The organism is Anaeromyxobacter sp. Red801, from assembly GCF_049201065.2.
Taxonomy (GTDB): Bacteria; Myxococcota; Myxococcia; order Myxococcales; family Anaeromyxobacteraceae; genus Anaeromyxobacter.
Genome location: NZ_CM181236.1, coordinates 1401011 through 1426842, shown reverse-complemented (window position 1 = coordinate 1426842; position 25832 = coordinate 1401011). Strand labels below are relative to the sequence as shown.

Annotated in this window: 24 protein-coding genes; 9 read left to right on the top strand and 15 right to left on the bottom strand. The window is 75.7% G+C overall.

What is annotated here, in order from left to right; all coding sequences use genetic code 11:
- The first annotated feature begins 368 nt into the window (after positions 1-368).
- From ACOQFB_RS06495 to ACOQFB_RS06475, 5 genes are all read left to right on the top strand, one after another.
- Positions 369-2243 (top strand): CxxxxCH/CxxCH domain c-type cytochrome, encoded by a 1875-nt coding sequence (locus ACOQFB_RS06495; protein WP_421609939.1) that lies wholly within the window; start codon positions 369-371, stop codon positions 2241-2243.
- Positions 2244-2426: 183 nt separating this feature from the next.
- Positions 2427-4394, top strand: coding sequence for a CxxxxCH/CxxCH domain c-type cytochrome (locus tag ACOQFB_RS06490; protein ID WP_421609940.1), 1968 nt, complete (start codon positions 2427-2429; stop codon positions 4392-4394).
- Between the two features lie 149 nt (positions 4395-4543).
- Positions 4544-5305 carry an NYN domain-containing protein gene (locus ACOQFB_RS06485; RefSeq protein ID WP_059436680.1) on the top strand — a complete coding sequence of 254 codons (762 nt, stop codon included), beginning with the start codon at positions 4544-4546 and terminating at the stop codon, positions 5303-5305.
- Positions 5306-5365: 60 nt separating this feature from the next.
- Positions 5366-6253, top strand: coding sequence for a glucose 1-dehydrogenase (locus ACOQFB_RS06480; RefSeq protein WP_421609941.1), 888 nt, complete (start codon positions 5366-5368; stop codon positions 6251-6253).
- Between the two features lie 92 nt (positions 6254-6345).
- Complete coding sequence (locus ACOQFB_RS06475) at positions 6346-7890, top strand: hypothetical protein (protein ID WP_421609942.1); 1545 nt, start codon at positions 6346-6348, stop codon at positions 7888-7890.
- A 52-nt stretch (positions 7891-7942) separates the two neighbouring features.
- On the opposite strand, the gene ACOQFB_RS06470 is transcribed toward ACOQFB_RS06475, so the two are convergent.
- The 12 genes from ACOQFB_RS06470 to ACOQFB_RS06415 all read right to left on the bottom strand — a co-directional run bounded on the left by ACOQFB_RS06470 (position 7943) and on the right by ACOQFB_RS06415 (position 18109).
- On the bottom strand, positions 7943-9028 hold the full coding sequence (locus ACOQFB_RS06470) for a pilus assembly protein TadG-related protein (RefSeq protein WP_421609943.1): 1086 nt from the start codon (positions 9026-9028) through the stop codon (positions 7943-7945).
- Positions 9029-9037: 9 nt separating this feature from the next.
- Positions 9038-9352, bottom strand: coding sequence for a hypothetical protein (locus ACOQFB_RS06465; protein ID WP_421609944.1), 315 nt, complete (start codon positions 9350-9352; stop codon positions 9038-9040).
- A 1-nt stretch (position 9353) separates the two neighbouring features.
- Positions 9354-10127, bottom strand: a complete 774-nt coding sequence (locus ACOQFB_RS06460; protein ID WP_421609945.1) for a tetratricopeptide repeat protein — start codon at positions 10125-10127, stop codon at positions 9354-9356.
- Positions 10124-11041 (bottom strand): type II secretion system F family protein, encoded by a 918-nt coding sequence (locus ACOQFB_RS06455; protein WP_059436674.1) that lies wholly within the window; start codon positions 11039-11041, stop codon positions 10124-10126. Before ACOQFB_RS06455 ends, ACOQFB_RS06460 begins: the two co-directional genes overlap by 4 nt.
- Positions 11042-11052: 11 nt before the next feature.
- On the bottom strand, positions 11053-12015 hold the full coding sequence (locus tag ACOQFB_RS06450) for a type II secretion system F family protein (protein ID WP_059436673.1): 963 nt from the start codon (positions 12013-12015) through the stop codon (positions 11053-11055).
- A complete protein-coding gene (locus tag ACOQFB_RS06445; RefSeq protein WP_059436683.1) occupies positions 12008-13360 on the bottom strand; it encodes a TadA family conjugal transfer-associated ATPase in 1353 nt (450 codons plus the stop codon). The genes ACOQFB_RS06450 and ACOQFB_RS06445 overlap by 8 nt, the downstream gene beginning before the upstream one ends.
- Before the next feature lie 2 nt (positions 13361-13362).
- Positions 13363-14496: a CpaE/TadZ family protein gene (locus ACOQFB_RS06440; protein WP_421609946.1), complete on the bottom strand. Its 1134-nt coding sequence runs from the start codon at positions 14494-14496 to the stop codon at positions 13363-13365.
- 33 nt (positions 14497-14529) lie between these two features.
- Positions 14530-15993 (bottom strand): type II and III secretion system protein family protein, encoded by a 1464-nt coding sequence (locus ACOQFB_RS06435; protein ID WP_421609947.1) that lies wholly within the window; start codon positions 15991-15993, stop codon positions 14530-14532.
- Positions 15990-16913, bottom strand: a complete 924-nt coding sequence (gene cpaB / locus ACOQFB_RS06430; protein WP_421609948.1) for a Flp pilus assembly protein CpaB — start codon at positions 16911-16913, stop codon at positions 15990-15992. The genes ACOQFB_RS06435 and cpaB overlap by 4 nt, the downstream gene beginning before the upstream one ends.
- Before the next feature lie 19 nt (positions 16914-16932).
- Positions 16933-17343 carry a TadE/TadG family type IV pilus assembly protein gene (locus ACOQFB_RS06425; protein WP_059436669.1) on the bottom strand — a complete coding sequence of 137 codons (411 nt, stop codon included), beginning with the start codon at positions 17341-17343 and terminating at the stop codon, positions 16933-16935.
- Between the two features lies 1 nt (position 17344).
- Entirely contained in the window at positions 17345-17857 is a 513-nt protein-coding gene (locus ACOQFB_RS06420) for a prepilin peptidase (RefSeq protein ID WP_421609949.1), read from the bottom strand.
- Between the two features lie 69 nt (positions 17858-17926).
- Positions 17927-18109, bottom strand: coding sequence for a Flp family type IVb pilin (locus tag ACOQFB_RS06415; protein WP_059436667.1), 183 nt, complete (start codon positions 18107-18109; stop codon positions 17927-17929).
- A gap of 366 nt (positions 18110-18475) precedes the next feature.
- Between ACOQFB_RS06415 and ACOQFB_RS06410 the strand changes: the two genes are divergently transcribed.
- The gene (locus ACOQFB_RS06410) at positions 18476-19627 is read left to right on the top strand and encodes an acyltransferase family protein (protein WP_421609950.1); all 1152 of its coding nucleotides are present in this window, start codon (positions 18476-18478) and stop codon (positions 19625-19627) included.
- Between the two features lie 34 nt (positions 19628-19661).
- Here the strand turns inward: ACOQFB_RS06410 and ACOQFB_RS06405 are convergent, their stop codons facing one another.
- Positions 19662-19889 (bottom strand): DUF6132 family protein, encoded by a 228-nt coding sequence (locus ACOQFB_RS06405; RefSeq protein ID WP_059436665.1) that lies wholly within the window; start codon positions 19887-19889, stop codon positions 19662-19664.
- Between the two features lie 224 nt (positions 19890-20113).
- On the opposite strand from ACOQFB_RS06405, the gene ACOQFB_RS06400 reads away from it, so the two are divergent.
- Positions 20114-21298 (top strand): hypothetical protein, encoded by a 1185-nt coding sequence (locus ACOQFB_RS06400; RefSeq protein WP_421609951.1) that lies wholly within the window; start codon positions 20114-20116, stop codon positions 21296-21298.
- On the top strand, positions 21288-24050 hold the full coding sequence (locus ACOQFB_RS06395; protein WP_421609952.1) for an IPT/TIG domain-containing protein: 2763 nt from the start codon (positions 21288-21290) through the stop codon (positions 24048-24050). The genes ACOQFB_RS06400 and ACOQFB_RS06395 overlap by 11 nt, the downstream gene beginning before the upstream one ends.
- Before the next feature lie 6 nt (positions 24051-24056).
- Here the strand turns inward: ACOQFB_RS06395 and ACOQFB_RS06390 are convergent, their stop codons facing one another.
- Positions 24057-24512 carry a hypothetical protein gene (locus ACOQFB_RS06390; protein ID WP_421609953.1) on the bottom strand — a complete coding sequence of 152 codons (456 nt, stop codon included), beginning with the start codon at positions 24510-24512 and terminating at the stop codon, positions 24057-24059.
- Positions 24513-24710: 198 nt separating this feature from the next.
- Here ACOQFB_RS06390 and ACOQFB_RS06385 point away from each other — a divergent pair, with 198 nt between their 5' ends.
- On the top strand, positions 24711-25526 hold the full coding sequence (locus ACOQFB_RS06385) for a 3'-5' exonuclease (RefSeq protein ID WP_421609954.1): 816 nt from the start codon (positions 24711-24713) through the stop codon (positions 25524-25526).
- 83 nt (positions 25527-25609) lie between these two features.
- On the opposite strand, the gene ACOQFB_RS06380 is transcribed toward ACOQFB_RS06385, so the two are convergent.
- A complete protein-coding gene (locus ACOQFB_RS06380; RefSeq protein ID WP_012634086.1) occupies positions 25610-25741 on the bottom strand; it encodes a hypothetical protein in 132 nt (43 codons plus the stop codon).
- Positions 25742-25832: the final 91 nt, after the last annotated feature.

Genomic DNA, 25832 nt, shown 5'->3' with positions numbered 1-25832 from the left:
GCTTCCGTTCCTGGTATCCGGCGAGTGTATCGGGGAAGTCCGCGCCGCGCGCGCCGGCGACCTTCGAACCGTCGGCCGTCCTGTCGATCCCTGCCGAGCCGCCGGGCGGGGCGCCGGGCGCAAGGATTGCGGTAAGGAAGCGACCGCCGCGTCCCTTGCGCGTGGGACACGGTGGGCGCGCACCTTGCCCCACCCGTTCGCGTCAGGAGTTTCCGGGAGGTTAGCGCTGGGTCCGGACTTCCGGGCCGAACCGGCACGTCGGTTGCTCGATCGGCACCCCCGAACGTGGCGCCATGGCCGCCGCCCGCCCACGGTCCGGTGCTCCAGCGCCGGGCCCTGGTCCCCGGGCCGCCGCCCGGAGACGAACCATGGCCTCGACCCACCGCGCGGCGCTCGCCGCGCTCGCCCTCCTCACCGCCACCGCCGCCTGCGATCAGGCTCGCCCGACGCTCGGCGAGGCCGACGCCGGCGCGGGCGGCGACTGCACCACCTGCCACGGCGACGCCACCCGCTCCGAGGCGAGCGCGCTGCTCCAGGCGGCCCCGCCGCTCGACGCGCACGGCAGCGCCACCGGGCCTGCGGTCGGCGCGCACCAGGCGCACCTGCACGCCACCGCGGTGTCCGGGCCCATCGCCTGCGCCGAGTGCCACGCGGTGCCCACGCAGCGGCTCCACTCGAACGGCCAGGTGGACCTCGCCTTCGGCGCGCTCGCCCGCGCCGGCGGCGCGTCGCCGGCGTTCGCCGGGGGCAGCTGCTCCGGCGTGTACTGCCACGGCGCGACGCTCTCGGGCGGGAGCCTCACCGCGCCGGCCTGGGGCGGCGCCGGCCCGCTCGGCTGCGGGAGCTGCCACGGCGCGCCGCCGCCGTCGCACGCCGCCGGCGCGACCGCCTGCGCCAGCTGCCACCCCGGCACGGTCAACACCGACGGCACGCTGAACCTCGCCGGCGGCCTGCACCTCAACGGCCTGGTGGACGTGAGCCGCGCGCACCCCGACGGCTGGGCGGACCCGGCGCAGCACGGGCGCGCCGCGAAGCGCGACCTCTCGAGCTGCACCGCCTGCCACGGCGCGGACTACGGCGGCGGGACCTCCGGCGTCTCCTGCAACGGCTGCCACGGCGGCACCGCCTGGCAGTCGAACTGCACGTTCTGCCACGGCACCAAGGTCGCTGCGTACACCGCCGCCGACCTGCCCAGCGCCGCGCCGCCGCTCGGCACGCAGGGCGAGACGGCCACCACCGACCGCGCCGTCGGCGCGCACCGGGCGCACCTCGACGGCGGGGCGATCGCCGGCGCGGTGGCGTGCGCCGAGTGCCACGCCGTGCCCGCCGACCTCGGCCACCTCGACGGCGCCGCGCAGGTGACCTTCGGCAGCGCCGCCCGCCGCGACGGCGCCGCGCCGGCCTGGAGCGGGACGACCTGCGCGTCCACCTACTGCCACGGCGCCACGCTCGCGGCCGGCGGCTCCAACACCGCCCCGACCTGGACCGGCGGCGCCGCGCAGGCCGCCTGCGGCACCTGCCACGGCGCGCCGCCCCCGCCCCCGCACTCGACCAGCACCGCCTGCGGCGGCTGCCACACCGGCTACACCGCGACCACCGTGAACCTCGCCACGCACGTGGACGGCAAGCTGGACCTCGACGCCGCGGGGCTGAGCTGCACGAGCTGCCACGGCGATCCCGCGCGCGCCACCAATGCGGCGGCGCCGCCGTACGGCACGCGCGGCGAGACGGCGGTCACCGCGCTCGCGGTCGGCGCGCACCAGAAGCACCTGTTCGCGAGCCTCTCGTCGCCGCTCGCCTGCGGCGAGTGCCACGCGGTGCCCACCTCGACCACGCACGCGGACGGCACCGTGCAGCTGCAGTTCGGGGCGCTGTCGCGCACCGGCGGCCGCACGCCGGCCTGGGACCACACCGCCGCCACCTGCGCGTCCACCTACTGCCACGGCTCCATCGCGGGCGCGGCCGCGCCGGCGCCGACCTGGACCTCGACGGCCGGCACCACCTGCGCCTCCTGCCACCTGCCGCAGAGCGGGAGCGGAACGTCCGCTTACTCCGGCCGCCACTACCTGCACGTCTCCAGCCGCTCGATCGCGTGCGCGACCTGCCACGGGACCGGGTACACTGCGAGCGCCGTCGCGCCGGCCACCCACGTGGACGGCACGCGGCAGCTGCAGCCCATCGTCGGCTGGAACGCGGCCTCCCGGAGCTGTGCGCCGGGGTGCCACGGCGGCGAGACCTGGTAGCGGACCGGCGGTCGCGCTGCCGGCACGCGCCGTGCCCGAGGGCACACGGCACCCGACCCGCGCCTCCTGCGGTCGGGTGACGCGTCCCTTGCGCACGGTCAAGCCACCGGCCCGCCGACGAGGGCATTCTGGCGCCGCGCGCCGGCCCATCCGGGCGCGGCCACGGACCGAGGACCCTCCCGAATGCGCTCCGCTCGAATCACCCCGCTCGTCCTTCCCCTCGCCCTGCTCGCCGCCTGCTCGGCCCGCAAGGTGGAGGAGGCCGCCGAGGCGGGCACCAGCTGCACCCGCTGCCACGGCGGTGTCGACAACGACACCGGCGCCCCGCCGCGCGACGCCCACGGCAGCCTGACCGGCCCGAAGGTCGGTGCGCACACCGCGCACCTCGACGCCGGCGTCGCCTGCGAGACGTGCCACAAGGTGCCGTCCTCGGTGGACGACCCGGACCACATCGGCCCCGGCTCCATCAAGGTCCGGTTCGGCCAGGCCGCGAAGCTGGACGGCGCGAGCCCGACCTACGCCGCCGGCACCGGCACGCTCGGCGGCACCTGCTCGAGCACGTACTGCCACGGCAGCACGCTGTTCGCGGGCGGCACCACGCCGAACCCGTCGTGGAACCAGCCGAAGCCCAGCGCGGCGGAGCGCTGCCAGGCCTGCCACGGCAACCCGCCGCCGAGCCACAGCGCGCTCGCGACGAACTGCTTCCAGTGCCACTCCGACTCGGTGGACGCGAACCAGCAGATCAAGCCCGGCGGCAAGCACGTCGACGGCCACGTGGACATCGTGGCGCTGACCGCGTGCGCCGGCTGCCACGGCGATCCCGGCCGCACGCAGGACTCGCCGCTCGTCCGCGCCGCGCCGCCGGTGGACACGCAGGGCAACGTCACCGGCGCCCGCGTCGGCGCGCACCTCGCGCACCTGCGCGACGGCCCGCTCGCGAAGGCGTTCGCGTGCAGCCAGTGCCATGTGGTCCCGACCGACTCGGCCCACGCCTCGAACGGCGCGCCGGTGGTCACCTTCGGCCCGCTCGCGTCGCTGAACGCGAACCCGAGCTACGCGAGCGGCACCTGCAGCGGCGTCTACTGCCACGGCGGCGGCAACACCCCCATCGGCGGCGGCGGCCTGAACATCGCCCCGACCTGGACGCAGGGGAGCGGCGGCGCGACCTGCGGGAGCTGCCACGCGCTCGTGCCGCCCTCGCCGCACCCGTCGGTGGATCGCAGCGGCGCGCCGCTCGCCTCGCTGCCGCAGTGCTCGCAGTGCCACCCCGGCACCGTGAACCCGGACGGCTCGATGTTCGTCGCGAACGGCCTGCACGTGAACGGCGTGGTGGACCAGAACGTCCACCCGGCCGGCTGGCTCGCACCCGCCGGCACGCAGCAGCCCCACGGGCTGGCGGCGAACTTCCACGACCCGGCGTACCCGCGCGGCCTCGACGACTGCCGGAGCTGCCACGGCGCGGACCTGGACGGCGGGCCCGGCGCCGGCGTGTCGTGCAACGCCTGCCACGCGGCGAACGGCCAGCAGGCCTGGCAGACGAGCTGCACCTTCTGCCACGGCGAGCCCAACCGCGCACAGCTCGCGGCGGCGCCGCCGGTGGACACGCAGGGCCACGTGGCGCCGTCGGAGCGCGGCGTCGGCGCGCACCAGACGCACCTGTTCGGCAAGCAGCCCACCGGCGCCATCAGCAACGGCGTCGCCTGCGGCGCCTGCCACGACGGGCAGCCCTACGCCGACATCGCGCACGTGGACGGCGCGGTCGCGGTGGCGCTCAAGACCCCGGGCGGCGCGGCCGCCGGCACGTTCGACGCCGGCGCCGGGACCTGCGCGTCCACCTATTGCCACGGCGGCTTCCGCGCCGGGAAGGCCGCCACCCCGGCCTGGACCGCCACCTCGGTGGATTGCGCGAGCTGCCACGCGTCGCAGACCGGCACGGACTTCAGCGACGCGCACCTCGTGCACGTCGGCACGTTCAAGCTGTCCTGCGGCGTCTGCCACTCCGCCGCGTACGCGCCGGGCGCCACGCCGCCCACCGCGGACAAGGCGCTGCACGTGAACGGCCAGGTGGACGTGGCCGCCTCGGTCAACTACGACCGGACCACGCACGGCTGCGCCGTCGCCTGCCACGGCCCGGAGCGCGCCTGGTACTGATCCACCAGGACGTACCGTGAAGGTCCCGAGGCCGGGGGGTGCGCCCCCCGGCCTCGCCCTTTCGGCCCTTTTCCTTGCGCCCGCGCCCCGCACCTGTCAGGTTCCGGGCGCTGCGGGCCCCTGCCCGGCCTGCCCGGAGGCCCCTTCCCATGCGCCGCGAGCACAGCGATCAGCGGATCGCGCTCTTCATCGACTTCGAGAACCTCGTCACCCGCACCGGCCTGTCGGCCGAGACGTTCGACCTCCAGCCCGCGCTCGACACGCTGCTCGAGAAGGGCAAGGTGGTGTTCCGCCGGGCCTACGCCGACTGGACGCGCTTCTCGGCCGCCACCCCGCGCCTGCACGACAAGGGCGTCGAGCTGGTGGACGTGCCCCCCTCGACCCGCGCCGGGAAGAACGGCGCCGACATGCGCCTCGTCATCGACGCGCTCGAGCTCGCCTACCTGCGCGAGCACATCGACACGTTCGTGATCGCGTCGGGCGACTCCGACTTCTGCCCGCTCGCCTACAAGCTGCGCGAGAACGACCGCACGGTCATCGGCATGGCGGTGCGGGAGGCGACCAGCCCGCTGTTCGTGAAGGCCTGCGACGAGTTCATCTACCTGCGCCCCGGCTCCCGCCGCCGCGCCGAGGGCGGCGGCAAGGAGAAGCCGGAGAAGCCCAAGGAGAAGATCGCCGCGGTCGTCCCCGAGGTCGCGCGCGAGGCCACCGCCGCCATCCTGGGGCGGGCCGCCGGGCCGGTGAACCCGTCCGCGATCAAGGCCGCCATCGTGCGGCGCCAGCCCGACTTCGACGAGCGCGAGCACGGGTTCTCGTCCTTCAACCGGATGCTGGAGGCCATGGAGGCCGAGGGCCTGCTCCGCCGCGAGCAGGGCGCCAAGGGCCAGTGGTACGTGGTCCCCGCGGCCTAGCGGCCCGCCCGCCGCCGCGCCCCGGCGCGCTCCGCCCTAGCTTCTCGGGCAGGAGGCGCCATGGCGAAGGATCGGAACCCCGACCCGCGGCGGGCCGGCGCGCGGCCGCCGTACCCGAAGCAGCAGCAGGAGACGCCGGGCAGCGAGGCCGGGATGCGCCCGCGGCCGGACTTCGGCGAGCGGAGCTATCGCGGGCACGGGCGCCTGCAGGACCGGGTCGCGATCGTCACCGGCGCCGACAGCGGCATCGGGCGCGCCGTGGCGCTCGCGTTCGCGCGCGAGGGCGCGCACGTGGTGGTGTCGTACCTGTCCGAGCACGAGGACGCCGAGGAGACGCGGCGCGCGGTGGAGGCGGCCGGGCGCACCGCGCTGCTGGTGGCCGGCGACCTCGCCGAGGACGCGCAGTGCGCGCGCGTGGTGGCGGCCGCGATCGAGCGGTTCGGAAGGCTCGACGTGCTCGTGAACAACGCCGCGTTCCAGGGGCGCGCCGTGGAGCGCTTCGAGGACCTCGACGCGGAACGCGTCGAGCGGACGTTCCGGACCAACGTGGTGGCGATGTTCAACCTGACCCGCCACGCCCTCCCCCACCTGAAGCCCGGCGCCGCGATCGTCAACACGACGTCGATCCAGGCCTACCACCCCAACCCGCAGATCCTCGACTACGCCGCCACCAAGGGCGCCATCCGCACGTTCACGCAGGGGCTCTCGAAGGAGCTGGCCGCGCGCGGCATCCGGGTGAACGGGGTCGCGCCCGGGCCCATCTGGACGCCGCTCATCCCGCAGTCGTTCCCGGACGAGAAGGTGGAGAAGCACGGCGAGAGCGCGCCCATGGAGCGCGCCGGCCAGCCGGCCGAGGTCGCCCCGGTGTTCGTGTTCCTCGCCTCCGACGACGCGCGGTACGTGAGCGGGGAGATCGTGGGGGTGACGGGCGGGTCGCCGCTGGCGTAGGTGCGCGCGCGCCCCGCGAACGCGGGACGGAGGTGGGACCCGCGCGCGCTTGCGGCGCCACCCCCGGCGGCGCGACAGTCGTCCTCAGCGCGATGGCGACCGAACCTCGCAGAGCGTGGACGACCCGCCTCCAGGCTGCGCCGTCGGCGGCGTTCTTCGCCGCGACCTGGGCGCTGCTCGCGATCGCCGGCGCGTCGCGGATGTTCCAGGACCCGGGCACGTTCTGGCACGTGCTCACCGGCGAGCGGATCCTGACCCACGGCCTGCCGCGCGAGGACTGGCTCACCTTCACCTTCCAGGGGAAGCCCTGGATCGCGCACCAGTGGCTGGCGGAGAGCGCGATGGCGCTGCTCCATCGCCTCGGTGGCTTCGACGCGTTGCTCGTGGTGGCGAGCGCCGCGCTGGCGCTCCTGTTCACCTGGCTGTTCGCGCGGCTGGTCGCCGGCGGGGTCCAGATCCGATGGGCGGTGCTGATCTCCTCGCTCGGCATCCTCACCAGCGCCGGGAGCATCCACGTCCGCCCGCTCCTGGTCTCGATGGTGTTCTTCGGGTGGACCTTCGCCGCGATCGCCGACGTGGAGGCCGGGCGCGCCGGCCTTCGCAGGCTGTGGTGGCTCGTCCCGCTGTTCGTGCTGTGGACGAGCTGCCACGGGGCCGTCCTGGGCGGACTGGCGACGCTCGGGCTCGCGGCCGCCCTCTGGATCTCGACCTGGGCGCTCGGGCACGAGTCCCCCGTGACCGGGCCCGCCGACGCGCTCACGCTCTGCGGCGTCCTCGCCGCCGGCATGGCGGGCACGCTCCTGAACCCATACGGCGTGGAGATGATCCGGACGTGGCTGGCGATCGTGAGGTCACCGGTCATCGCCGGGTACATCCTGGAGCATGCGTCGCTGTGGAGGACGGGGTCCTGGTACGTGGTCCCACTCGCGGCCGGGTACGCCGCCGTGGCTGCCTCATGCGGCCGCGCCCGCTGGACGGCGACCTGTCTCCTGCCGCTCGTCTGGCTCGTGCTGATGCTCCAGCGCATCCGGCACGCGCCCCTCTTCGCGATCGCGGCGCTGATCGCGCTCGCCGAGCTCCTCGCGCGCAGCGGGGCCGCCGCGTGGCTGGCACGGCACGGGATCGGGATCGGGGGCGCGCGCCGCCCGGCTCCGGTCCTGGCGCGCGCCGCGTGGCTCGCGCCGGTCGCGGTGCTCGCGCTCGCGGCGCTCAACCATCACGAAGGCGGCCCGCCGCTGGCGGGGCCACAGCGCGCGCGCTGGCCGTACGCGCTCGTCCCGCAGCTCGATGCCGCCGCGCGCGACCTCGGGTCGCGCGTCCCGGTGCTGACCGACATGGTGCTGGGCGCGTTCGTCGCCTACAACGTCCCGGGCGTCCGGATCTTCGGCGACGATCGATGTGAGCTGTACGGGGACTCGTTCCTGCGCGAGTGGTACGAGGGGGACCCGGCCTTCTACGCGCGGCAGGTGGCCGAGCACGACGTGCGCCTCGCGCTGTCCGAGCGCGGCTCCCGGCTCGACGCGTACCTGCGCGGCAGCGGCTCCTGGCGCGAGGTGGCGAGCACGCCGCGCGCCTCCCTCTTCGTCAGGCCCGCCTTCGCCGGACCGGCACGCGCGCCTCGAGCGCAGCTGCCCTGAGACGGCGCGCCCATCCGGCGGGACCCGCCACGCAGCGGGCCCATCCGGCGGCCTACCGTACGAGCATCGGGCGCAGCGGACCGGTGCCGAACCAGCCGCAGCCGATCACGCCGGCCTCGTCGTCCACCTCGTCGCACAGGAACTCGACGTCGATGTACGAGTTGCTGGCGCCGCCGCAGACCATCCGGACGAACCGGAACGTCGCGAACCCGATCACCTGGTGGGTCTGGTTGAACCGCGGCGGGCACTCGCCGTCCACCACCGGCGCCCGAACCTCGAGCGGCTGCGTGCAGGTGCCCGACCCGTCGGCGCGACAGTAGTGATCGAACGTCGCGTGATTGTTCTCGGGACCGCACAGCGTCGTCGAGCCCTGCTGGCCGTTGCTGATGTTGACCAGGTCGCCCGCCTGCAGGTTCCGGCACAGCGCCCCCGAGATGATGTTGCGGTACGTCTGGGTGTTGGCCGAATCGATCGACAGCGACGAGAGCCCGGCGGTGTCGGTCCCGTCCGGGCTGAAGTGGATGCGCAGCGTCCGGCCGCAGGCGAGCTGGTACGTGTCGGGGTCCTCGATGCCGCAGGCGAAGAACGCGAGCGGTGCATCCGGGCACGAGTCCTCGCAGGGGCCGCCGTTCACGGCCACGGCCTCGGCCGCCACGTCCATGCGGTCCGCGCCCACGAACCCGGAGAACGCCACTTCGACCGCGTTCGCGCGAGCGGCCTCGCGCCCGGCGCGCACCAGCACCGCGTTCACCCGCCGCGCGTCCTGTTCCGTGACGATCGGGCTCACGGGCGTGAACGCCGTGGCCGGATCCGCCGAGAAGGGATCCCAGTGCCCCGGGATCACGTCGCTCGTCGGGGCGATCTCCACGGGCATGGAGCGGTCGGTGATGTGCCGCTCCGTGAAGTCGCTCGCCAGGGCCCCCGGCCTCCCCGCCAGCAGCGGGGCGAGCGTCCCGTCCAGCTCGGCCGCGCCCGCCAGCGCCCCCGAGTCCACCGCGCTCTGCAGCTGCCCGCGCACCGCCCGGCTGTGCCCCACGTTCAGCGCGAGCGCGAGGAACGCGCCCAGCACCACCACCACGATGGCGACCAGGACCGCCGTGACGCCGCGCTCGCTCCGCCTCGGGTCCGGACGTGCCATGAGCGCTCCTCAGTTGCCCGGGACCGACGGCGCCGGCCGCGCCGCCGAGCCCGCCTTCTGCGGCGCGACGATCAGCAGCTGCGGCTCCTGCTCCGGCTGCGCGCCCTTCGGCGCCAGGCTGTTCCGGTACGAGGCCGCGATGATCGCGGCCTCCTGGGAGTCGAGGCCGGGCGCCGGGTCCACCGGCGCGCGCGCGGGCGCGGCCCGCTGTCCGCCGAACGCGGCGCGGTACGCGACCCCGTGCGTCGGCGTGATGGTCCTGCGCGACCCGCACCCGGCGAACGCGACGGCGAGACAGACCACGGCGATCTTCGCTCCGCTCATGTCACCCTCCTCCCGCGACCGGCCCGGTCGCCACGTCCGGCGGCAGCTCGCGGCCCAGCGTCCGGGCCACGTCCGCCAGGTTCGCCCGCGCCCGCGCCAGGCCGGGGTCCAGCCGCACCGCCGCGAGGTAGGCGTCGTAGGCCGGCGCCAGCAACCCCGCCGCCTCGTACGCCACCCCGAGGTTGTTGCGCGCCTCCGCGGGCGGCTCGGCCAGGTCGAACTGCTGCGCCGCCCGCGTGAAGTCGCCCGCTCGCGCGTAGGCGAAGCCCAGGTTGGTCCGGGCCCGCCGGAGCGTGGGCTCGATCTCCACGGCCTTCCGCAGCGCCTCCAGCGCCTTGTCGTTGCGCCCGCGGGCGAACAGCGCGAACCCGTAGTCGTTCCAGTAGGACGCGTTGCGCGGCGAGAGCTCGAGCGCCTTGCGGTGGTGCCGCTCGCCCTGATCGTACCGGCCGTCCACGTCGTGGAGCACGGCGAGCGCGGCGTGCGCCGGGGCGTGGCGGCCGTCGAGCCGGATCGCCCGCTCGAAGTCTGCGCGCGCCTCCTCGTGCACCCCACGCTCGCGCAGCGCCACGCCGCGGAGCGTGAGGCTCTCGGCGGAGGGGGCTGCGCTCGCGTGGTAGCGATCGAGCGCGAGCAGCGCGTCGTTCCAGGCGCGGTGCTCGATCATGGCCCTGGCCACCGCCAGCCGCGCCTCGTCCAGCGGACGGCCCGGGGACCGGGCGCCGGCGCACGCGCAGAGCGCGAGCAGCGCCACCAGGCCGGCGCGGCGGGTCATCGCCCACCTCCCAGCAGCGGGAACAGGCGCTCGGCCATGTTGACCACCGCCGGCCCGAGCACCACCGCGAACACGCACGGGAGGATGCAGAGCACCAGCGGGAGCGACATCTTCACCGACACGTACGCGGCCTTCTCCTCCGCGCGGTGCATCCGGCGGATCCGGATCCCCTCGGCCTGGACGCGGAGCGCGGCCCCCACGCTGGTCCCGAACAGCTCGGTCTGTGCCAGGGTGGCCGAGAGCGACCGCAGCTCGGGGGCGCCGGTGCGCTCGGCCATGCGCCGGAACGCGGCGATGCGGGGAATGCCGGCCTTCACCTCCAGGAACACCAGGCGCAGCTCCTTCGAGAGCAGCGGGTGCGCCAGCGCCACCTCGTCCGAGACGCGCTGGAGCGCCGAGTCGAGCCCCAGGCCGGCCTCGACGCAGGTCACCAGGAGGTCGAGCGCGTCCGGCAGCGAGCGGTCGAGCTGCGTCTGCCGCGCCTCGACCCGGGCGCGGAGCCAGAGGTTGGGCAGGAAGAACGCGAGGCCGGTGATCAGCGCGGCCATGGGCAGGCCCGTCCGCACCGGCTCGGTCCGGAGCGCGTTCAGGGCTGCGAAGCCGGTCAGGGCGACCACCGCGAGCGCCACCTTCGCCGCGACGAAGCCCTGGGGCGCGCCGGCGCGGCGGATGCCGGCCCAGACCAGCTCGCGCCGGAGCCGGGAGCCACTGCCGGCCTCCTCCTCCATCGAAGCCAGGCCGGGCTGCAGCTGGAGCGCCGGATCGCCGTCCAGGGCGCCGGCGCCGGTCGCCCGCAGGCGCCGGACCACCGGGTCGGCCTCGCGGCGCATCGCGGTCCACGCGCCGGCCAGCGCGCCGACGATCACCACCGCCAGTCCGCCGATCCCCCACGCCATCAGCGATTCCGCGCCCATGCCGCCGCCCCCTAGAGATCCACCTGCGTGAGGCGATAGAGCCACAAGAGCCCGACCACCCAGCTGACCGACGCGCCCAGGATGATCATCTGCCCCCGGGCCGTCCCCGGGAGCACCATCAGGTACTCGGGGTTCAGGATCGAGAGGGCCACCGCCACGGCGAAGGGCAGCGCGCCGAGGACGACGGCGGAGGCGCGGCCCTCGCCGGTGAGCGCGCGGAGCTTGCCGTAGAAGCGGTACCGCTGCCGGATCGTCTCGCCGATCTGGTCGAGGATCTCGGCCAGGTTGCCGCCGGTCTCGCGCTGGATCACCGCGGACACCGCGAAGATCTTCATGTCCCCGTTCCCGGGGCAGCGCTCGGACATCTGCACCACGGCGCGCTCCAGGGTGAGGCCGAGCCGCTGCTCCTCGTAGGCGCGCGCGAACTCCACGCAGATTGGCTCGGGCATCTCGCTCGCCACCACCTGGAACGCCGAGGTCACCGCGTGCCCGGCGCGGAGCGAGCGCGCCATCATGTCGAGCGCCTCCGGGAGCTGCTCCGACAGCTTCGCGCTGCGCTTGGCCCGCGCCGAGAGCACGCCCAGGATCGGCAGCGCGGCGCCGCCCAGCGTGAGGCCTGCCACGCCGAGGCCGCCCGACCTCAGGCTGACGCCGAGGAGCGCGGCCACCACGGCGCCGGCCAGCGTGAGCGCCCCGAGCCGCGCCACGGTCCAGCTCGAGTCTGCCTGCTCGAGGAGCCGCTCGAGGCCCCGGGCGCCGGGTACGTGCTGGAGCGCCTGCTGCAGGGCGGCGCCCTTCGCGAGCCGGCCGCGTCGCAGGAGATCCGCGTCCAGCGCGCTGCCGCGCCCGATGGCGTGCAGGCGACGCCGCAGCTCCGCGGAGCGCCGATCCGCGAAGTAGCGCGCGAGGTGGTACGCCGCCTCCAGGCCCGCGAAGATGGCCACGGCGGCCGCGGCGATCATCACCTCACGCATGGGCCGGCCCCTGGAGCCGCTCGATGATGCGGCCCGGATCGACGCCGAACTGGGCGATGCGCGTGAGGGCGCGCGGCCGGATGCCGGTGGGCCTGAAGTCGCCCAGGATCTTCCCGGTCGCGTCCACGCCGTGCTGCTCGAAGCGGAACACGTCCTGCATCGTGATCGCCGCGCCCTCGGTCCCGGTGATCTCCGCGATGCTGGTGATCCGGCGGCGACCGTCGGTGCCGCGGTTGAGCTGGACGATGACGTTCAGGCCGCGCGAGATGGTGGCCCGCGTGGCTCCCTCCGAGAGCGGCACGCCGCTCATGCCGATCATGGCCTCGAGCCGCGCCAGCGCGTCCCGCGGCGTGTTCGCGTGGACGGTGGTCATCGACCCCTCGTGGCCGGTGTTCATGGCCTGGAGCATGTCGAGGACCTCGCCGCCGCGGACCTCGCCCACCACGATGCGGTCGGGGCGCATGCGGAGCGCGTTCTTGACCAGGTCGCGGGCGAGGATCTCGCCCTTCCCCTCGATGTTGGGCGGGCGGGTCTCGAGGCGCACCACGTGGCGCTGCTGGAGCTGGAGCTCGGCCGAGTCCTCGATGGTGACGATGCGCTGGCTGTCCGGGATGAACGCGGAGAGCGCGTTGAGCAGCGTCGTCTTGCCCGCGCCGGTGCCGCCGCTGATGAGGATGTTGAGCTTCGCCTCGACGCACGCCCCCAGGAACCCGGCCGCCTCGACGCTGAGGGCGCCCCCGGCGAGCAGGTCGCGCATCCGGAGCGGCGTCACGCCGAAGCGCCGGATCGACACGATGGGGCCGTCGAGCGCGAGCGGCGGGATGATGGCGTTCACGCGCGAGCCGTCGGGGAGGCGCGCGTCCACCATGGGCGACGTCTCGTCCACCCGCCGGCCGATCCGCGACACGATCCGGTTGATGATCTGCATCAGGTGCTGGTTGTCGGCGAAGCGCACCGGGGTGAGCTCCAGCCGGCCCCCGCGCTCGATGTAGACGGTCGCGTAGGTGTTCACCAGGATGTCGGAGATGGTCGGGTCGGCGAGCAGCGGCTCCAGCGGCCCGAGACCGGTGAGTTCGTCGAGCAGCTCCTGCACCATCCGCTCGCGCTCGATCTGGTTGAGCGGGAGGTCCCGTCGCGCGATCTCGCCGGCGAGCACGTTGCGCAGCTCGTCGCGCCGCCGCTCCGGGGCGAGCTTCTCGAACGCTTGCAGGTCGAGCGCGTCCACGATCCGGCGGTGCAGCTCGCCCTTCAGATCGTGGAAGTCCTGCGGCGCGGTCTCCGCCACCATCGCGTGGGCGGCGGCCGGCTCGTTCGCGCGCTGCTTGAGGCGGTCGGCGAGGCTCACGGTCACCTCCGCGCGAACATCCGGCGCAGCATGCCCGGACGGCGTCGATCCTGGTCGGCGCCGGAGAGCTTCCGGGCCAGCGTCGAGACGTCCCGCGACAGCGCCGAGCGGGGCGCCTCCTCCAGGATGGTCGAGCCCCGCTGCACGGCCCGGCTCGCCGCGGCGAAGTCGTTGGCCACGGTGGCCGTGACGGGCACCCCCAGCGTCTCGGCGATCACCTCGGGCGTGATGTTCGAGGACCGCAGGCACCGGTTCACCACGATCGCGAGCTTCGCGTCGGGGTAGCCGAGCTTGCGGAAGAGCTCCACGCAGCGCTGGGCGTTGCGCACCGCCGGCACCTCCTGGGTCACGACCAGCACCACCCGGTCGGCGGCGTCGAGCGCGCCCAGCGAGCGCTCGTCGAACCCGCGCAGCCCGTCGAGGACCAGGTGCTGGTAGTGCTGGCGCAGGAACGCGATCAGCTTCTCCACCGCCGCCGCGTCCAGGTGCTCGGCCTCCTCGAGCCGCTCCTCCTGCGCGAGCACGTGCACGCCGGACCGGTGCGCCTGCACCGAGGCGTCCAGCAGCTCGCGGTCGAGCCGCCGCATGTTCGCCACCACGTCGGTGATGGTGTAGCCGCCGTGCACGTCGAGGAACGCGTTCACGTCCCCGAGCTGCAGGTCGAGGTCCACCAGGCAGGTGCGGTCGCCGCCCCGCACCAGGTCGGCGGCCAGGTTCGCCGCCAGCGTGGTCGCGCCCATGCCGCCCTTCGCCGGGAAGACCGCGAGCACCTGGCCGGCGGCGGCGGCGCCGTCGGTCCGCGCCAGGCTGCGCACCGCCTGCTGCAGCCGCGCCGCGTCGCCCACCACCGCGTACTCCCGGGCGCCGGCGCGCATCGCGCGCAGGATCAGGTCGGGGTCCTTCGCCGGCCCGACCACCGCGACGCGCGCCCCGGACGCGGAGAGCCGCGCCACGGTGGCGAACGCGCCGTCGGGGTTCCCGTTCAGGCCCACCACCGCCAGCGGCGTCCGGGTCGCGTCGTCCACCCTCGCCGGCGCCTCGTCCACGCGCGCGAGCCGGAGGTCCCGCAGCGAGGTCAGCAGCTCCGCCTCGGCGGCGGGCGCCAGACCGGTCACGTAGATGCCCTTCGGTTCCATGGCTTCCCCCCTGGACTGCGTCGCTGGACCCGACTACCTGCTGTACCCGCGCTCACCGGCCGCGCCGCGCGCGGCGGTCGGGCCCGCGCCCTTCGCGCCCTTCGGCTGCTTCACCGCCGAGCCGTCGCTCCCGAGCAGGAAGAGCGCCGCGTCGGACGGGTCGTTGTTCTCGAAGTCCGTCGGCAGCGGCGGGAGCTCGTGCGGCGCCACCGGCTTGGCGAGCCGCGCCGTCACCACGACGAGCAGCTCGGTCTCGTCGCGCTGGTAGGCCTGCGAGCGGAAGAGCGCCCCGAGGATCGGGATCGACCCGAGCACCGGGACGCGGGCGCTCTGCGAGCGCACCTTGTCGGAGATGAGCCCGGCCACCGCGAAGCTCTGGCCGTCGCCCAGCCGGATGGTGGTCTCGCTCTGCCGCGAGACCAGGCCCGGGATGGTGGTGCCGCCCACCGTCACGGCGGTGGTCGGGTCGAGATCGCTCACCTCCGCCTTCAGCCTGAGGTGGATGGCGTCGCCGATGACCGTGGGCGTGAAGTGGAGCTGGATGCCGAACTTCTTCCACTCCACCGCGGTCTGACCGAAGGTGGAGGCGAGCGGGATGGGCAGCTCGCCGCCGGCCAGGAACGCCGCCTCCTGGCCGCTCATGGCGACCAGCGTGGGCTCGGCGAGCGTCTTCGCGAGGTTGCTCTGCTCGAGCAGGTTCAGCATCACCGAGAACGGGAACTGGCCGCCCTGCGAGAGGAAGAAGCTGAACGCGTTGTTGAACGCCGGGTTCGGCACGTCCGGCGGGAGGCCCGGGGCCCACAGGCCGCGCGGGCCGGTGCCGGGGATGGACGGGTTGGACTGGGTGTTGAGGAAGTCGCCGGGGTAGGTGCGGTTCCCGGTCATGCCGCCCACGCGCTTGCCGTCGTCGGACTTGTGGAAGAAGTTGACGCCCATCTCGCGGAGCCCGGTGCGCCCGACCTCGGCGAAGCGGACCTCGAGCTGCACCTGCTGCTGCCCCGAGACCTGCACCAGGTTCGCGACCTTGCTCGCGTGCAGGCGGGCCACCTCGGCGACGCGCTCCGGGATCCGGACGTCGCTCACCTGCCCGGCGATCACCACCAGGTCGCCGGCGGAGGAGACCTCGATCTTCTCGCCCGGGAACAGCTCCTTCAGCTGCTTGCGGAGGCCTTCCAGGTTGCGCGTCACCTGCAGCGCGATGACCAGCGGGTGGTTGTCGCGGTCCCAGAGGGTGAGGTCGGTGGAGCCGATCCCCTTGGCGGTGAGCAGCACCTGGTACGGGGTGACGACCTTCAGGTCCGCCACGTCCGGGTTGGCCACCGCGATCCGGCCGATCTGGTCGGAGACGACCAGCAGCCGGTTCTGGCCGGCCTCCAGGCTCATGCTGCGGGCCGCGCCGACCTCGCGGTCGATGCGCATCGTCGGGACGACGTCCTGCGCCGCGGCCGCCCGGCCCGCGACGAGCATCAGCGCCACCACCACCGCGTGCCTGCTCACTTGGCCCCTCCCTTCCCGAAGTCGCGCCGCTCGTAGAGGTCGCCGCGGAGGATCTCCACCACCTGCTTCGGCGCCTCCGGCGCCCGGGCCACGCGGCGCACCGGCGGCGCCGGCTTCACGTTGATCGGCGGCTCGACGTGCGCGTTGACGAGGCCGGCCGGGTTCACGCCGGCCGTGTCCACCAGCTCGCGGTCGACGCCGCTGCGCAGCGTGAGCAGGATGTTGCCCTTGGTCTGCGCCAGGGCGAGCTTCTCGGACTGCTCGCTGTCCACCATGAGCGTGGCGACCGTGGCCGGCAGCGACTTCTCCAGGCTGCGCTCGTTCCGCTCCAGCTCCTTGCCCACCGCCAGGACCGGTACGTTCTGGAGGATGATCTTCGAGAAGTATGCCGGGTTGGAGTTGCCGTTCGTCTCTGGCCGCATCACCACGATCACGTCCACCGAGTCGCCGGGGTGGATGAAGCCGGCGACGCCGACCACGTCGTTCACCCGGACCGCGGCGGCCCGCATGCCCGGCGGGAGGATGGCCGCGAGCCCGTGCCCGGCGTCCGCGGCGGCGAGGCGCGACTCGACCACCGGCTCGCCCTTGATGACGCGCGCGCGGACCACGCGATCCACCAGCCTGGCCGGGTCGGAGGCCGCGCCCTCGGGGACGTTCGCGCTGGGCCACTGCACCACCGCGAGGACGTCGGCGCGCAGCGTGGTGGCCTCCGGCAGGTCGATGGTCGCCACCACCACCGGCGTGGTCGACACGCGCGCGGCCGCCGTGCGGGTGTCGACGTAGCGGGTGACCAGCAGCACCGCGAGCGCCGCGGCGCCGGCCGCGATCAGCAGGAACAAAACGACGCGCAGCCCGGTGCGTCGCGGACCCCGCTCCGCGGCGCGCTTCAGCACGCCCATCCCGTCCGAACCGTTCGACATCTCTCCCCCCCCTTGCACCTCAGCGACGCATCTCGGCCCGCGCCCACACCGTGTCCGGCACCGGGATCCCGAACCCCGTCAGCGGGACGAACGGGAACGACACCGTCACCACCACCGAGTCCACCGTCTCGCCGGTGACCGGATCGACCGTGCTGCGCGAGGTCGCCGCCACCGTGGCGCCCACCGCGCCGGGATCCACCGAGCCCGCGATCAGCGCTGCGCGCGCGGCGCCCTCGGCCGCGGCGAGCGGCGCCACCGCGGCGACGCTGCCCGCCCGAGCCCCCTCGCGCGCCGCGTTCACCACCACCTGCTCGCGGAAGAAGTAGAAGCCCCACTCGAGCCCGCCGAGCACGATGGCGAGCAGGAACGGGAGGACCAGCGCGAACTCCACCGCCGCGACGCCACGCTCGGTTTGCCGCCCGGAGCGCATCTCATCCCCCCATCACCACGGCCGCGAGCGCACCCGCCGCGAACGCCGCGCCCGCCGGCACGCTCACGCGATCGCCGGCCGCGCGCGCCGGGATCGACACCGGACGTCCCGCCGCGGCCGCGCGCAGGTTCGACCCGATGTCGCGCCGGGCCGCGCCGCCGCTCGCCAGCCACGCCACCGCCGCCAGCCCGCCGGCCGCCACCGCGGAGGTCGTGAGGTAGCTCGCGAGCGAGCCCAGCCCCACCCACGGCGCCGCCGCCACCGCCAGCTTCCAGTCGCCGCCGCCCAGCCAGCCGCGCGACCAGGGAACCCAGAGCAGCGCGCCCACGGCGGCGACCGCCACCAGCGCCCCGGCCGCGCCCACGAGCCCGCCCGCCGCTGCCTGCACCGCGATGCCGCCCACCGCGAGCGGCACGGTGATGCGGTTCGAGATCCGGCGCCCGGCGGCGTCCGAGGCCGCGGCGACGGCGAGCAGGAACCCGAAGGTCCCGAAGGCGAACGGAGAGGTGGTCATGGCGTGGGCCGGGTACGACGGTGCTGGCCCGGACCCGCTGGTGCGGGCCAGCACCGCTCGCGTGCCGTGCTACGGAGCCGCCGCCCCGCCGGGAACGCGGTTCGCGGCGTTGCCGAACGTCGTGTTGACGTTCGTGCCGAGCAGCTGCGCGCCGACGATGATCACGAGCCCGATCACCGCGACCATGATCGCGTACTCCACCGCCGTCGGCGCTTCCTCGTCCTTCCACAGCCTCTTCAGCGTCTGCAGCATCTCGTCCCCCTGGTCGCACGAGGGCCGCCATGGCCCCGTCGTTCGTTCCTGACGCGGGGAGAGATTCCCGGTTTCACCAGCGGGATGTCCCACAATGCCTCGTCGCCGGCTCGCCAGACGCGCGGTGGAGGGATGGCGCATGCGCACAGCCGGTGAACTCGCGCCGCGGCACTCGCGAATCGCCTGCTCGTCGCGAGGTACGAGCCGCACCCAGCCGCCTTCGGGCTACGGGATCTGCCGTCCCGCGCTCGCGGGAACCACGGGGCGGACGGCCGCACGCCCGGCTGCCGTCCGCCCGCAGCCGCTCGCCGGCGCCTCCGGGGGCGCCCCGTACCTTTCGCGCGAGCCCGCCCGCATGTTCCTGGGGTGCCGTCCGCTCGCGACGACCGCCTGGCGCCGCTCACCGGCATCCGCTTCGCGGCCGCGCTCGGGATCCTGCTCTTCCACTACGGCGGCCCGCTCGTGGCGGGCGCCCCGGCGTGGGCGCGCGCGCTCCAGACCGGCGGCTACGCCTGGGTGAGCCTCTTCTACGTGCTGTCCGGGTTCGTCCTCGCCTGGGCCAACCCGCACCCCATGGACCGCGCCGAGCGGCGCGCGTTCATGACGGCGCGGCTCGCCCGGCTCTACCCGGCGTACCTGCTCGCGTTCGCGCTCTCCGCGCCGTTCGCGCTGGCGCGCTGGTCCGGCGACGGCGCGGCCGGGCTCGCGAAGGCAGCCGTGGTGGCGGGCGCCTCCCTGCTGCTCGTCCACGCGTGGCTCCCGCCCATCTCGCGGCTGTGGAGCGCGCCGGGCTGGTCCACCTCGGCCATCGCGACGTTCTACGCGGTCTTCCCGTTCGCGACGGCGCGGCTCTCGCGCCTGTCCCGGCGCGGCCTCGCGCTCGCGCTCTGCGCGGCGTGGGCGGCCTCGCTCGCGCTCCCGCTCGCGTACCTCGCGCTCCGCCCGGACGGCCCTGGCGCCGAGCTGCTGCGGCACGAGCCGCGCTGGCTCGAGGCGCTCAAGTTCCACCCGGTCGCGCGCCTCGGGGAGTTCCTGGCCGGCGTGGCGCTGGGGCTGCTGCTCCGCCGCGGCGCCGCGCTCCCGCGCCGCCTGGCCGGCCCCGCGGCCGCGCTCGCGCTGGCGGCGGCGGTGGCCGCGCTCGCCTGGAGCGGCTTCCCGTACGTGCTCGTGCACAACGGGCTGTTCGTCCCGCTCTGGGCGCTGCTCGTGGCGGGGCTCGCGGGCGTGGCGTCGGCGGGCGGCGCGCTCGGCCGCGCGCTGTCGGCGCGCCCGCTCCAGGCGCTCGGCGAGGCGAGCTTCGCGCTCTACGCGCTGCAGGACCCGCTGTGGCGCTGGGCGGAGCTGCTGGTGCGCACCCCGGGATCGCCGGCGTCGCCCGGCTTCGTGCTGGGCTTCTCGGCGTTTGCGGTCGCGGTCTCGCTGGCGGTGTCGCGGTGGCTCGAGCGGCCCGCACGCCGCGCGCTGCGGGCAGCCCTGGGCCAGGCGCCACTCGCGGCCGCGCGCCCGCCCGCGCCCTAGCGCCGCGCGCGTTTCCGGGGCGCGGTTCCCCGGCTCAGGAGGCCCGCTGCTCCGGCTCCCCGCCCGGCTTCCGCGGCCCGGGCAGCCCGACGATCGCGCCGGTGAAGCCGAAGAACCCCGCGGCGGTCCACACGTTGCCGGTCAGCGGGCAGGTGCCGGTCCGGCAGCCGATGAAGTGCGCGTAGGCCGCGCCGAGGGCGGCGCCCACCGCCGCGCCGGCGAGGGTGCGCCAGTGCGCGCGGAGGCTGGGGGGAACGTTCACGTTGGATTCCTCGGGGTGCTGCGGGTTCCGGGGCCGCCGCGCGGTCCCCTGGGGGGTGAGAGCCCGCGCGGACGCAGAGGATTCCGCAGGTCATGGCCGCCCCGCGTCCACGGGTCGGGAGGACCCGCGCGCCCGCGCGCCGGCGCCCGCGCCCGCGCTCCTGCCCCCGGGTGATTTACCTGCCGGCGGGCTCCCTGCTTTGCTGCCGCTCCGGGGGAGCACGCGTGCGCATCGTGGTGGGCTGCCTGCTGGTCGCGCTCGCGCTCGCGGCGCGCGGCGCGCAGGCGCAGGTGCCGGCGCAGGAGCAGGGCGCCGACGCGGCGTCCGCGGCGACGCCGCTCGAGCTCGAGCTGTCGTTCGAGGCACGGGAAGCGCAACCCGGCGACGAGGTGCTGCTCGTCGCCCGCCTGCGCGATGCCGACGGCCGGGCCCGCGACGCAGCGCTCACGGTCGAGGTGGACGCCGGGACCGTGAAGGGCCTCCTCCGCGTCTCGCAGGGCGTCTACACCTGCCGCATCACCGCCCCGACCACGCTCGGCGCGCGCACGTCCATGGTGGCCTTCGCCACCGCGGAGAGCGCCGCCGCATCTGCCTCCCTTGCCCTCCGGCCCGGCCCGGCGCGCGTCATCGTGGTGGACGTGCCCGAGGGCCTCGCCGCCGCCGGCGAGCGCCACCCGCTCTGGATCTCGGTGACGGACGCGAACGGGAACCCGGTCGCCGAGGAGCCGCGGCTCACCGCCGGACGCGGGTCGGTGTCCGAGCCGGTGCCGCTCGGCGCCGGCCGCTGGCTGGCCGAGTACCGCGCCCCGCGCAGCGCCTGGGCCGGCGAGGACGTGGTGCGCGCCTCGGCCGGCGCGGCGTCCGCCTCGCGCGCGCTGCCGCTGCGCGCGGTCCCGGCCGTGCTCACGGTCTCCCCGCGGGCGGGTGTGATCCTGGGCGGGGGCGGTCCGGCGCTGGCCCTCGGGGCGGACGCGGCGGCGTGGCTGGCGGGCGCGCCGGTGCCGCTCGCCCTGGTGGCCGCGGTGGCGTGGTGGGGCGTCCGCGAGGACGGGCTCGCGTGGGCGCCGCGCGCCGGGCTGGACCTGCGCGCGGAGCGGAGCGCGCTCCCGCTCACCCTGTCGCTGGCGGCGCGGGCAGCGCTGGGCGCGCGCGGCACGGCCACGCTGTCGCTGGGCGGCGGCGCGGCGCGGGTGGCGAGCAGCGCGCGTCTCGCCGGGCAGCCCGAGCTCACCGAGTCGGCCTGGGCCCCCGCGGCGACGGCCGGCCTGGAGCTCGCGTTCCGCACGCGGTTCGGCGCGCCGTTCGGCGAGGTGCGCGGGTACTGGCTCGGCGATCCGCGGCTCGACACGGTGCGCGGCGCCGGCTGGCCGCTGCTGCTGTCGGCGGGGGTGCGGTTCGATGCGTTCTAGGCTCGGCAGCCTCGCCGCGCTCGCCGCGCTCGCCGCGCTCTCGTGCTCGAGCGGATCGGACGGCGAGGCGCCGCGGCCCGCGTCGGTCGATCCCGCCGCCGGCCCGTCGGCCCAGGCCACGCGGGTCACCATCCACGGCGACGGCTTCCTGACCCGCCCCTCCACGAAGCTGTCCGGCGGCGGCGCCGAGGTGGACGTGCGGCACCGCGCCTGGCTCGGCGATACGGAGCTGGAGCAGGTCACCTGGGTGGACGTCCGCACGCTGCAGGCCACGGTGCCCGCCGGCCTCGCGCCGGGCTCGAAGCGCCTCGTGGTGGAGAACGCGCTCGGCCGGCAGGGCGCGCTGGACGACGCGTTCGAGGTCACCGGCGCGGCGCCGGCGGCGCTCGCGGCCTCGATCGCGGCCGACCGCGACACCGCGAACGTCGGCCAGGCCGTCTCGGTGACGCTGACGGTGCTGAACGGCGGCCACGCCACCGCCAACCTGACCTCCGTCGTCCTGGATCACGGGGGCACGGCGGCGGCCACCTGTGGCTCCGTCACCCCGGCGCCGGGAGCGCTCGGCACCGGCGCGTCCGCCACCTTCCACTGGACCTGCACCGCCAGCGCGCCCGGCACGCTGTCCCTGAGCGGCACCGCCGGCGGCACGGACGCCACCTCGGGCGATCCGGTGTCCGCCTCCTCCGCGTCGCCCGCCTCCGTGCTGATCCAGACCCCCGCCGCCCTCGACGTCGCGCTCGCCGTGGAGGGCAACCCCGCCGAGGCGCTCATCGGCCAGACGCTCGCGATCTCGCTCACGGTGCAGGACACCGGGCAGGCCGGCGCCACGGTGACGCGCGTCGAGCCGACCGCCACGCCGGCGGACGCCGTCGCGTGCGGAGCTCCCACGCCCTCCCCGCCGCAACCCGTCGCCGGGGCCGGCGCGCGCGCGTTCGCCTGGACCTGCACGCCGCTCGCCGCCGTGGACGTCGCGCTCGGCGCCAGCGTCGGCGGCACCGACGCGAACACCGGCGCCACGCTGCAAGCCTCCGCGCCCACCGCGAGCCTGCACGTGCTCAGGCCCGCGGAGCTGACCGCCGCGCTGGCGGTGGACCGCACCACCGCGGACGTGGATCAGCCGGTGCACGTCACGTTCACGCTCTTCAACGGCGGCACCGCCGCCGCCGAGGTCGCGTCGATCGTGGCCACGCGGGACCCGGCGGCGACCTCGACCTGCACCGCGCCTGCGCCGGGCCCGGGCCGCCTCGCGGCCGGTGCGTCCGCCACCTTCACGTGGACCTGCAGCGCGAGCGCCGCCGGCCTGATCGTCCTGGGCGGCACGGCGAGCGGCACCGACGCGGTGTCGGGCGGGGTCCTCGGCGCGACCGCCTCGCCCGCCGAGGTGCTGATCCAGGCGCCGGCCGCGCTCACCGGCGCCATCACCGCCCAGCCGACCACCACGATCGCCGGCCAGCCGGTGGCGCTCACGCTCGAGGTCTCGAACCCCGGCGGCGCCGCGGCCGAGGTGACCTCGGTCGCGCCGACCGGTCCGGCCTCGGCGGTCTGCGGCGCGGTCACCCCGGCGACCCCGGTGATCATCCCGGGCGGCGGCCGCGCAACCTTCCAGTGGCCCTGCACGCCGACCGACCCGGGATCCGCCCTCCTCGGCGCCACGGCCGACGCGACCGACGTGAACACCGGCGCCCGGCTCCGCGCCACCGCCAGCACGACCGTGGCGGTGGACTCCGGCGGCGTGCCCGCGGTCGCCGAGTTCACCGCCTCGCCGCTGGTGGCGAGCCCCGGGCAGCCCTTCGGCGTCACGCTCACGATCGCGAACGTGTCGGCGGTCACGACCCAGGTCACCGGGATCGTGCCCTCGATGACCGGCGCGACCGCGGGGAACTGCAGCGCGCCCGCACCGGGCTTGCCGCGGCCGATCCCTGCCGGCGCCAACCAGACGTTCACCTGGAGCTGCACCGCCGGAGAGGTCGGCAGCTACGCGCTCGAGGCCGCGGTGACCTCCGCGCCCGCGCTCGCCGCGCAGCCCACCCCGGTCCCGGTCACGGTCCAGGCGCCAGGCCACCTTGCGCCGGCGACGGTGCAGGCGAGCCGCTCGACGATCAGCGTGGGCCAGGCGATCCCGGTGAGCCTGCTCCTCGTCAACGACGGCCAGGGCACCGCCGGCGTCACCGCGTTCCAGACGGGCGCGTCGCGCACCTCCGGCACCGGTGCGGCCACCTGCACGGCCGCCGCGCCCGCCCCGCCGCAGGCGATCGCCGGCGGCGGCAGCCTGACGTTCGGGTGGACCTGCACGGGCACCGGGGCGGGGTCGGTCGCGCTCGAGGCGGCGGTGACGGCCCGGGACGCCGGGAGCGGAGCCGACGCGAGCCCCACCGTCACGCCCGCCGCCGTGGCGGTGCAGGCTGCCCCACAGCTCACCGGCACGCTGACGCCGTCCGCGACCAGCGTCCCCGTGAACACGCCCGCGGGCCTCACGCTCGTGATCGCGAACGGTGGCGAGGCGGGTGCGCGGATCACCGCGGTGACGCCGACCGCCACGCCAGCCGGCCTCGCGACCTGCATGCCCGTCGCGCCTCCGGTCCCGGTGGACGTGCCCGGCGGCGGCGGCAGCGCGACCTTCACCTGGAGCTGCACGCCGTCGCAGGCGCGGAGCTACACGCTCGGCGCGACCGTCACGGCCGCGGACGTGAACGGGGGCCCGGCGCCGACGGTCACCGTGCACGCGGTGACCGTGAGCGCGACGGCCCCCTGAGCGCCGCTACTCCAGGTGCTCCGACGGCACCTCGGGCGGCTCGCGCTCCTCGCGGTCGGCCACCACCGAGATCGCCGGCGGACGCTCCTCGAGGCGCTTCGCGATCCGCTCCAGGCCGCGCGCCAGGTTCCGCACCGGCACGCGGCTGCCGGTGGCGAGCCGGCTCACGGCCTCGCCCGGCATCTCCGCCACGCGCCGCAGCGCCGCCGCCCGCAGGTTCTCCGCGCGCGCCCGGAGCTCGTCCAGGTGCCGCCGCATTCCGCGGGTGGACCAGTCCTCGCGCGAGACCCGCTCCAGCGCGAGGTCGAGGTCGTGCAGCGCCTCCTCGCCCGCCCCGAGCACGCGCAGCAGCCGTCCGCGCGCCTCGCTCTCGAGCGCGTCGATCCGACCCTGGACCGCGGCGATCGGGTTGCGCCGACCCTCTGCCCCGCCGTTCACCTTCCGTGCAGTGGACGCCTTCATGACCGCACCTCCTCCGCGGGCCGGGCCGCCCGCCCCGCGCCGGCGTGAAAGGGGTTTCCGTGCCATCCCGAGGGTAGCGCCGGCGTTCCCTGACGCGGCGCGTCCAGGAGGGGCCGCCGCCGAGGGGGGAAGCCCCCTGCCCGGCACCACCCAGGGTGGCATGCGCGCACTGTCAGACCCGGCTGCGACAGTCGTCCCGTGCGGCGCTTCGTGACCCTGGATCTCGAGACCGTGCCCGACGAGGCGCTGGTCTCGGCCGTGGACGGGGAGCCCTCCCGCCCCTACTCGGAGCAGCTCCGCCGGGTGCTCGCCGAGCGGCGCGCCCGGACGGGCGGCCGCAGCGACTTCCTCCCCTTGCCGTACCACCGCCCGGTGGCGGCCTGCCTGCTCGAGGCGGAGGAGGACGGCGGCATCGTCCGCGTCACCGACGCGGTCGCCTGGACCGACCGGCGCGGGCCGGAGGCCGCCTTCCTCGAGACGATGTGGCAGCGGCTGGAGGGCGCCTCGCTGGTGACCTTCCACGGCAAGGGCTTCGACCTGCCGGTGCTGGAGCTGCGCTCGCTGAAGCACGCCATCCCCACCCCGGCCTGGTTCGGGGCGGCCCGTCGCACCGGCGGGACCGAGCACCTCGACGTGAAGGAGCTGCTCGCCGGCCAGGCCACCGCGGCGCCGCTCGACCTGTACGCGAAGCTGGTGGGGCTGCCGGGCAAGGAGGACGTGGCCGGCGCCGACGTGCAGGCGCTGTACGCCGAGGGCGCGCTGGACCGGATCGCCGGGTACTGCATGACCGACGTGGTGCAGACGTTCCTGCTGTTCCTGCGCGTCCGCCTGGTGGAGGGGTCGCTCACGCCGGACGGCTACGCCGAGAGCGCGGCGCTCGCGCGCGAGGCGCTGCCGCGGCTGTTCGCGCGGCGGCTCCGCCCGGGCGAGCGGAGCGCGCTGGACGGGTTCCTGGATCGCTGCGCGCCGTTCTTCGACGGCCGCGAGCCGGCGCTGCGGGCGCAGGCGCTGTAGCGCACCTGTCCCCGGAACGGCGCGGCCCGGCCGCTCGCGCAGCCGGGCCGTCGAAGGCCTCGCAGCATGGAGGGCGCGCGGGATTACCGCGGCGAGCGCTTCGCGCGGCGCTTGCGCTTGACGCTGAGCACGCGCTTGCGCGTCGCCTGGGCGCGCTTGGTCTTCGAGCGGTTCGAGATCTTCCGCTTGGAGCGGTTCCCGAGCTTGGCGGGCATGTGGTTCTCCTTGGTGTCCGTCGTGAAAGGCGGCGGAGTCTCGCCGCTCCGGGGGTGATCGGTCAAGCCCGGCCCCCGGCCCCGGGCCGGG

Coding starts and splice junctions, on each gene's coding strand:
- ACOQFB_RS06495 (WP_421609939.1), top strand. CDS start 369: ATGGCCTCGACCCACCGCGCGGCGCTCGCCGCGCTCGCCCTCCTCACC.
- ACOQFB_RS06490 (WP_421609940.1), top strand. CDS start 2,427: ATGCGCTCCGCTCGAATCACCCCGCTCGTCCTTCCCCTCGCCCTGCTC.
- ACOQFB_RS06485 (WP_059436680.1), top strand. CDS start 4,544: ATGCGCCGCGAGCACAGCGATCAGCGGATCGCGCTCTTCATCGACTTC.
- ACOQFB_RS06480 (WP_421609941.1), top strand. CDS start 5,366: ATGGCGAAGGATCGGAACCCCGACCCGCGGCGGGCCGGCGCGCGGCCG.
- ACOQFB_RS06475 (WP_421609942.1), top strand. CDS start 6,346: ATGGCGACCGAACCTCGCAGAGCGTGGACGACCCGCCTCCAGGCTGCG.
- ACOQFB_RS06470 (WP_421609943.1), bottom strand. CDS start 9,028: ATGGCACGTCCGGACCCGAGGCGGAGCGAGCGCGGCGTCACGGCGGTC.
- ACOQFB_RS06465 (WP_421609944.1), bottom strand. CDS start 9,352: ATGAGCGGAGCGAAGATCGCCGTGGTCTGTCTCGCCGTCGCGTTCGCC.
- ACOQFB_RS06460 (WP_421609945.1), bottom strand. CDS start 10,127: ATGACCCGCCGCGCCGGCCTGGTGGCGCTGCTCGCGCTCTGCGCGTGC.
- ACOQFB_RS06455 (WP_059436674.1), bottom strand. CDS start 11,041: ATGGGCGCGGAATCGCTGATGGCGTGGGGGATCGGCGGACTGGCGGTG.
- ACOQFB_RS06450 (WP_059436673.1), bottom strand. CDS start 12,015: ATGCGTGAGGTGATGATCGCCGCGGCCGCCGTGGCCATCTTCGCGGGC.
- ACOQFB_RS06440 (WP_421609946.1), bottom strand. CDS start 14,496: ATGGAACCGAAGGGCATCTACGTGACCGGTCTGGCGCCCGCCGCCGAG.
- cpaB (WP_421609948.1), bottom strand. CDS start 16,913: ATGTCGAACGGTTCGGACGGGATGGGCGTGCTGAAGCGCGCCGCGGAG.
- ACOQFB_RS06425 (WP_059436669.1), bottom strand. CDS start 17,343: ATGCGCTCCGGGCGGCAAACCGAGCGTGGCGTCGCGGCGGTGGAGTTC.
- ACOQFB_RS06420 (WP_421609949.1), bottom strand. CDS start 17,857: ATGACCACCTCTCCGTTCGCCTTCGGGACCTTCGGGTTCCTGCTCGCC.
- ACOQFB_RS06415 (WP_059436667.1), bottom strand. CDS start 18,109: ATGCTGCAGACGCTGAAGAGGCTGTGGAAGGACGAGGAAGCGCCGACG.
- ACOQFB_RS06395 (WP_421609952.1), top strand. CDS start 21,288: ATGCGTTCTAGGCTCGGCAGCCTCGCCGCGCTCGCCGCGCTCGCCGCG.
- ACOQFB_RS06390 (WP_421609953.1), bottom strand. CDS start 24,512: ATGAAGGCGTCCACTGCACGGAAGGTGAACGGCGGGGCAGAGGGTCGG.
- ACOQFB_RS06380 (WP_012634086.1), bottom strand. CDS start 25,741: ATGCCCGCCAAGCTCGGGAACCGCTCCAAGCGGAAGATCTCGAACCGC.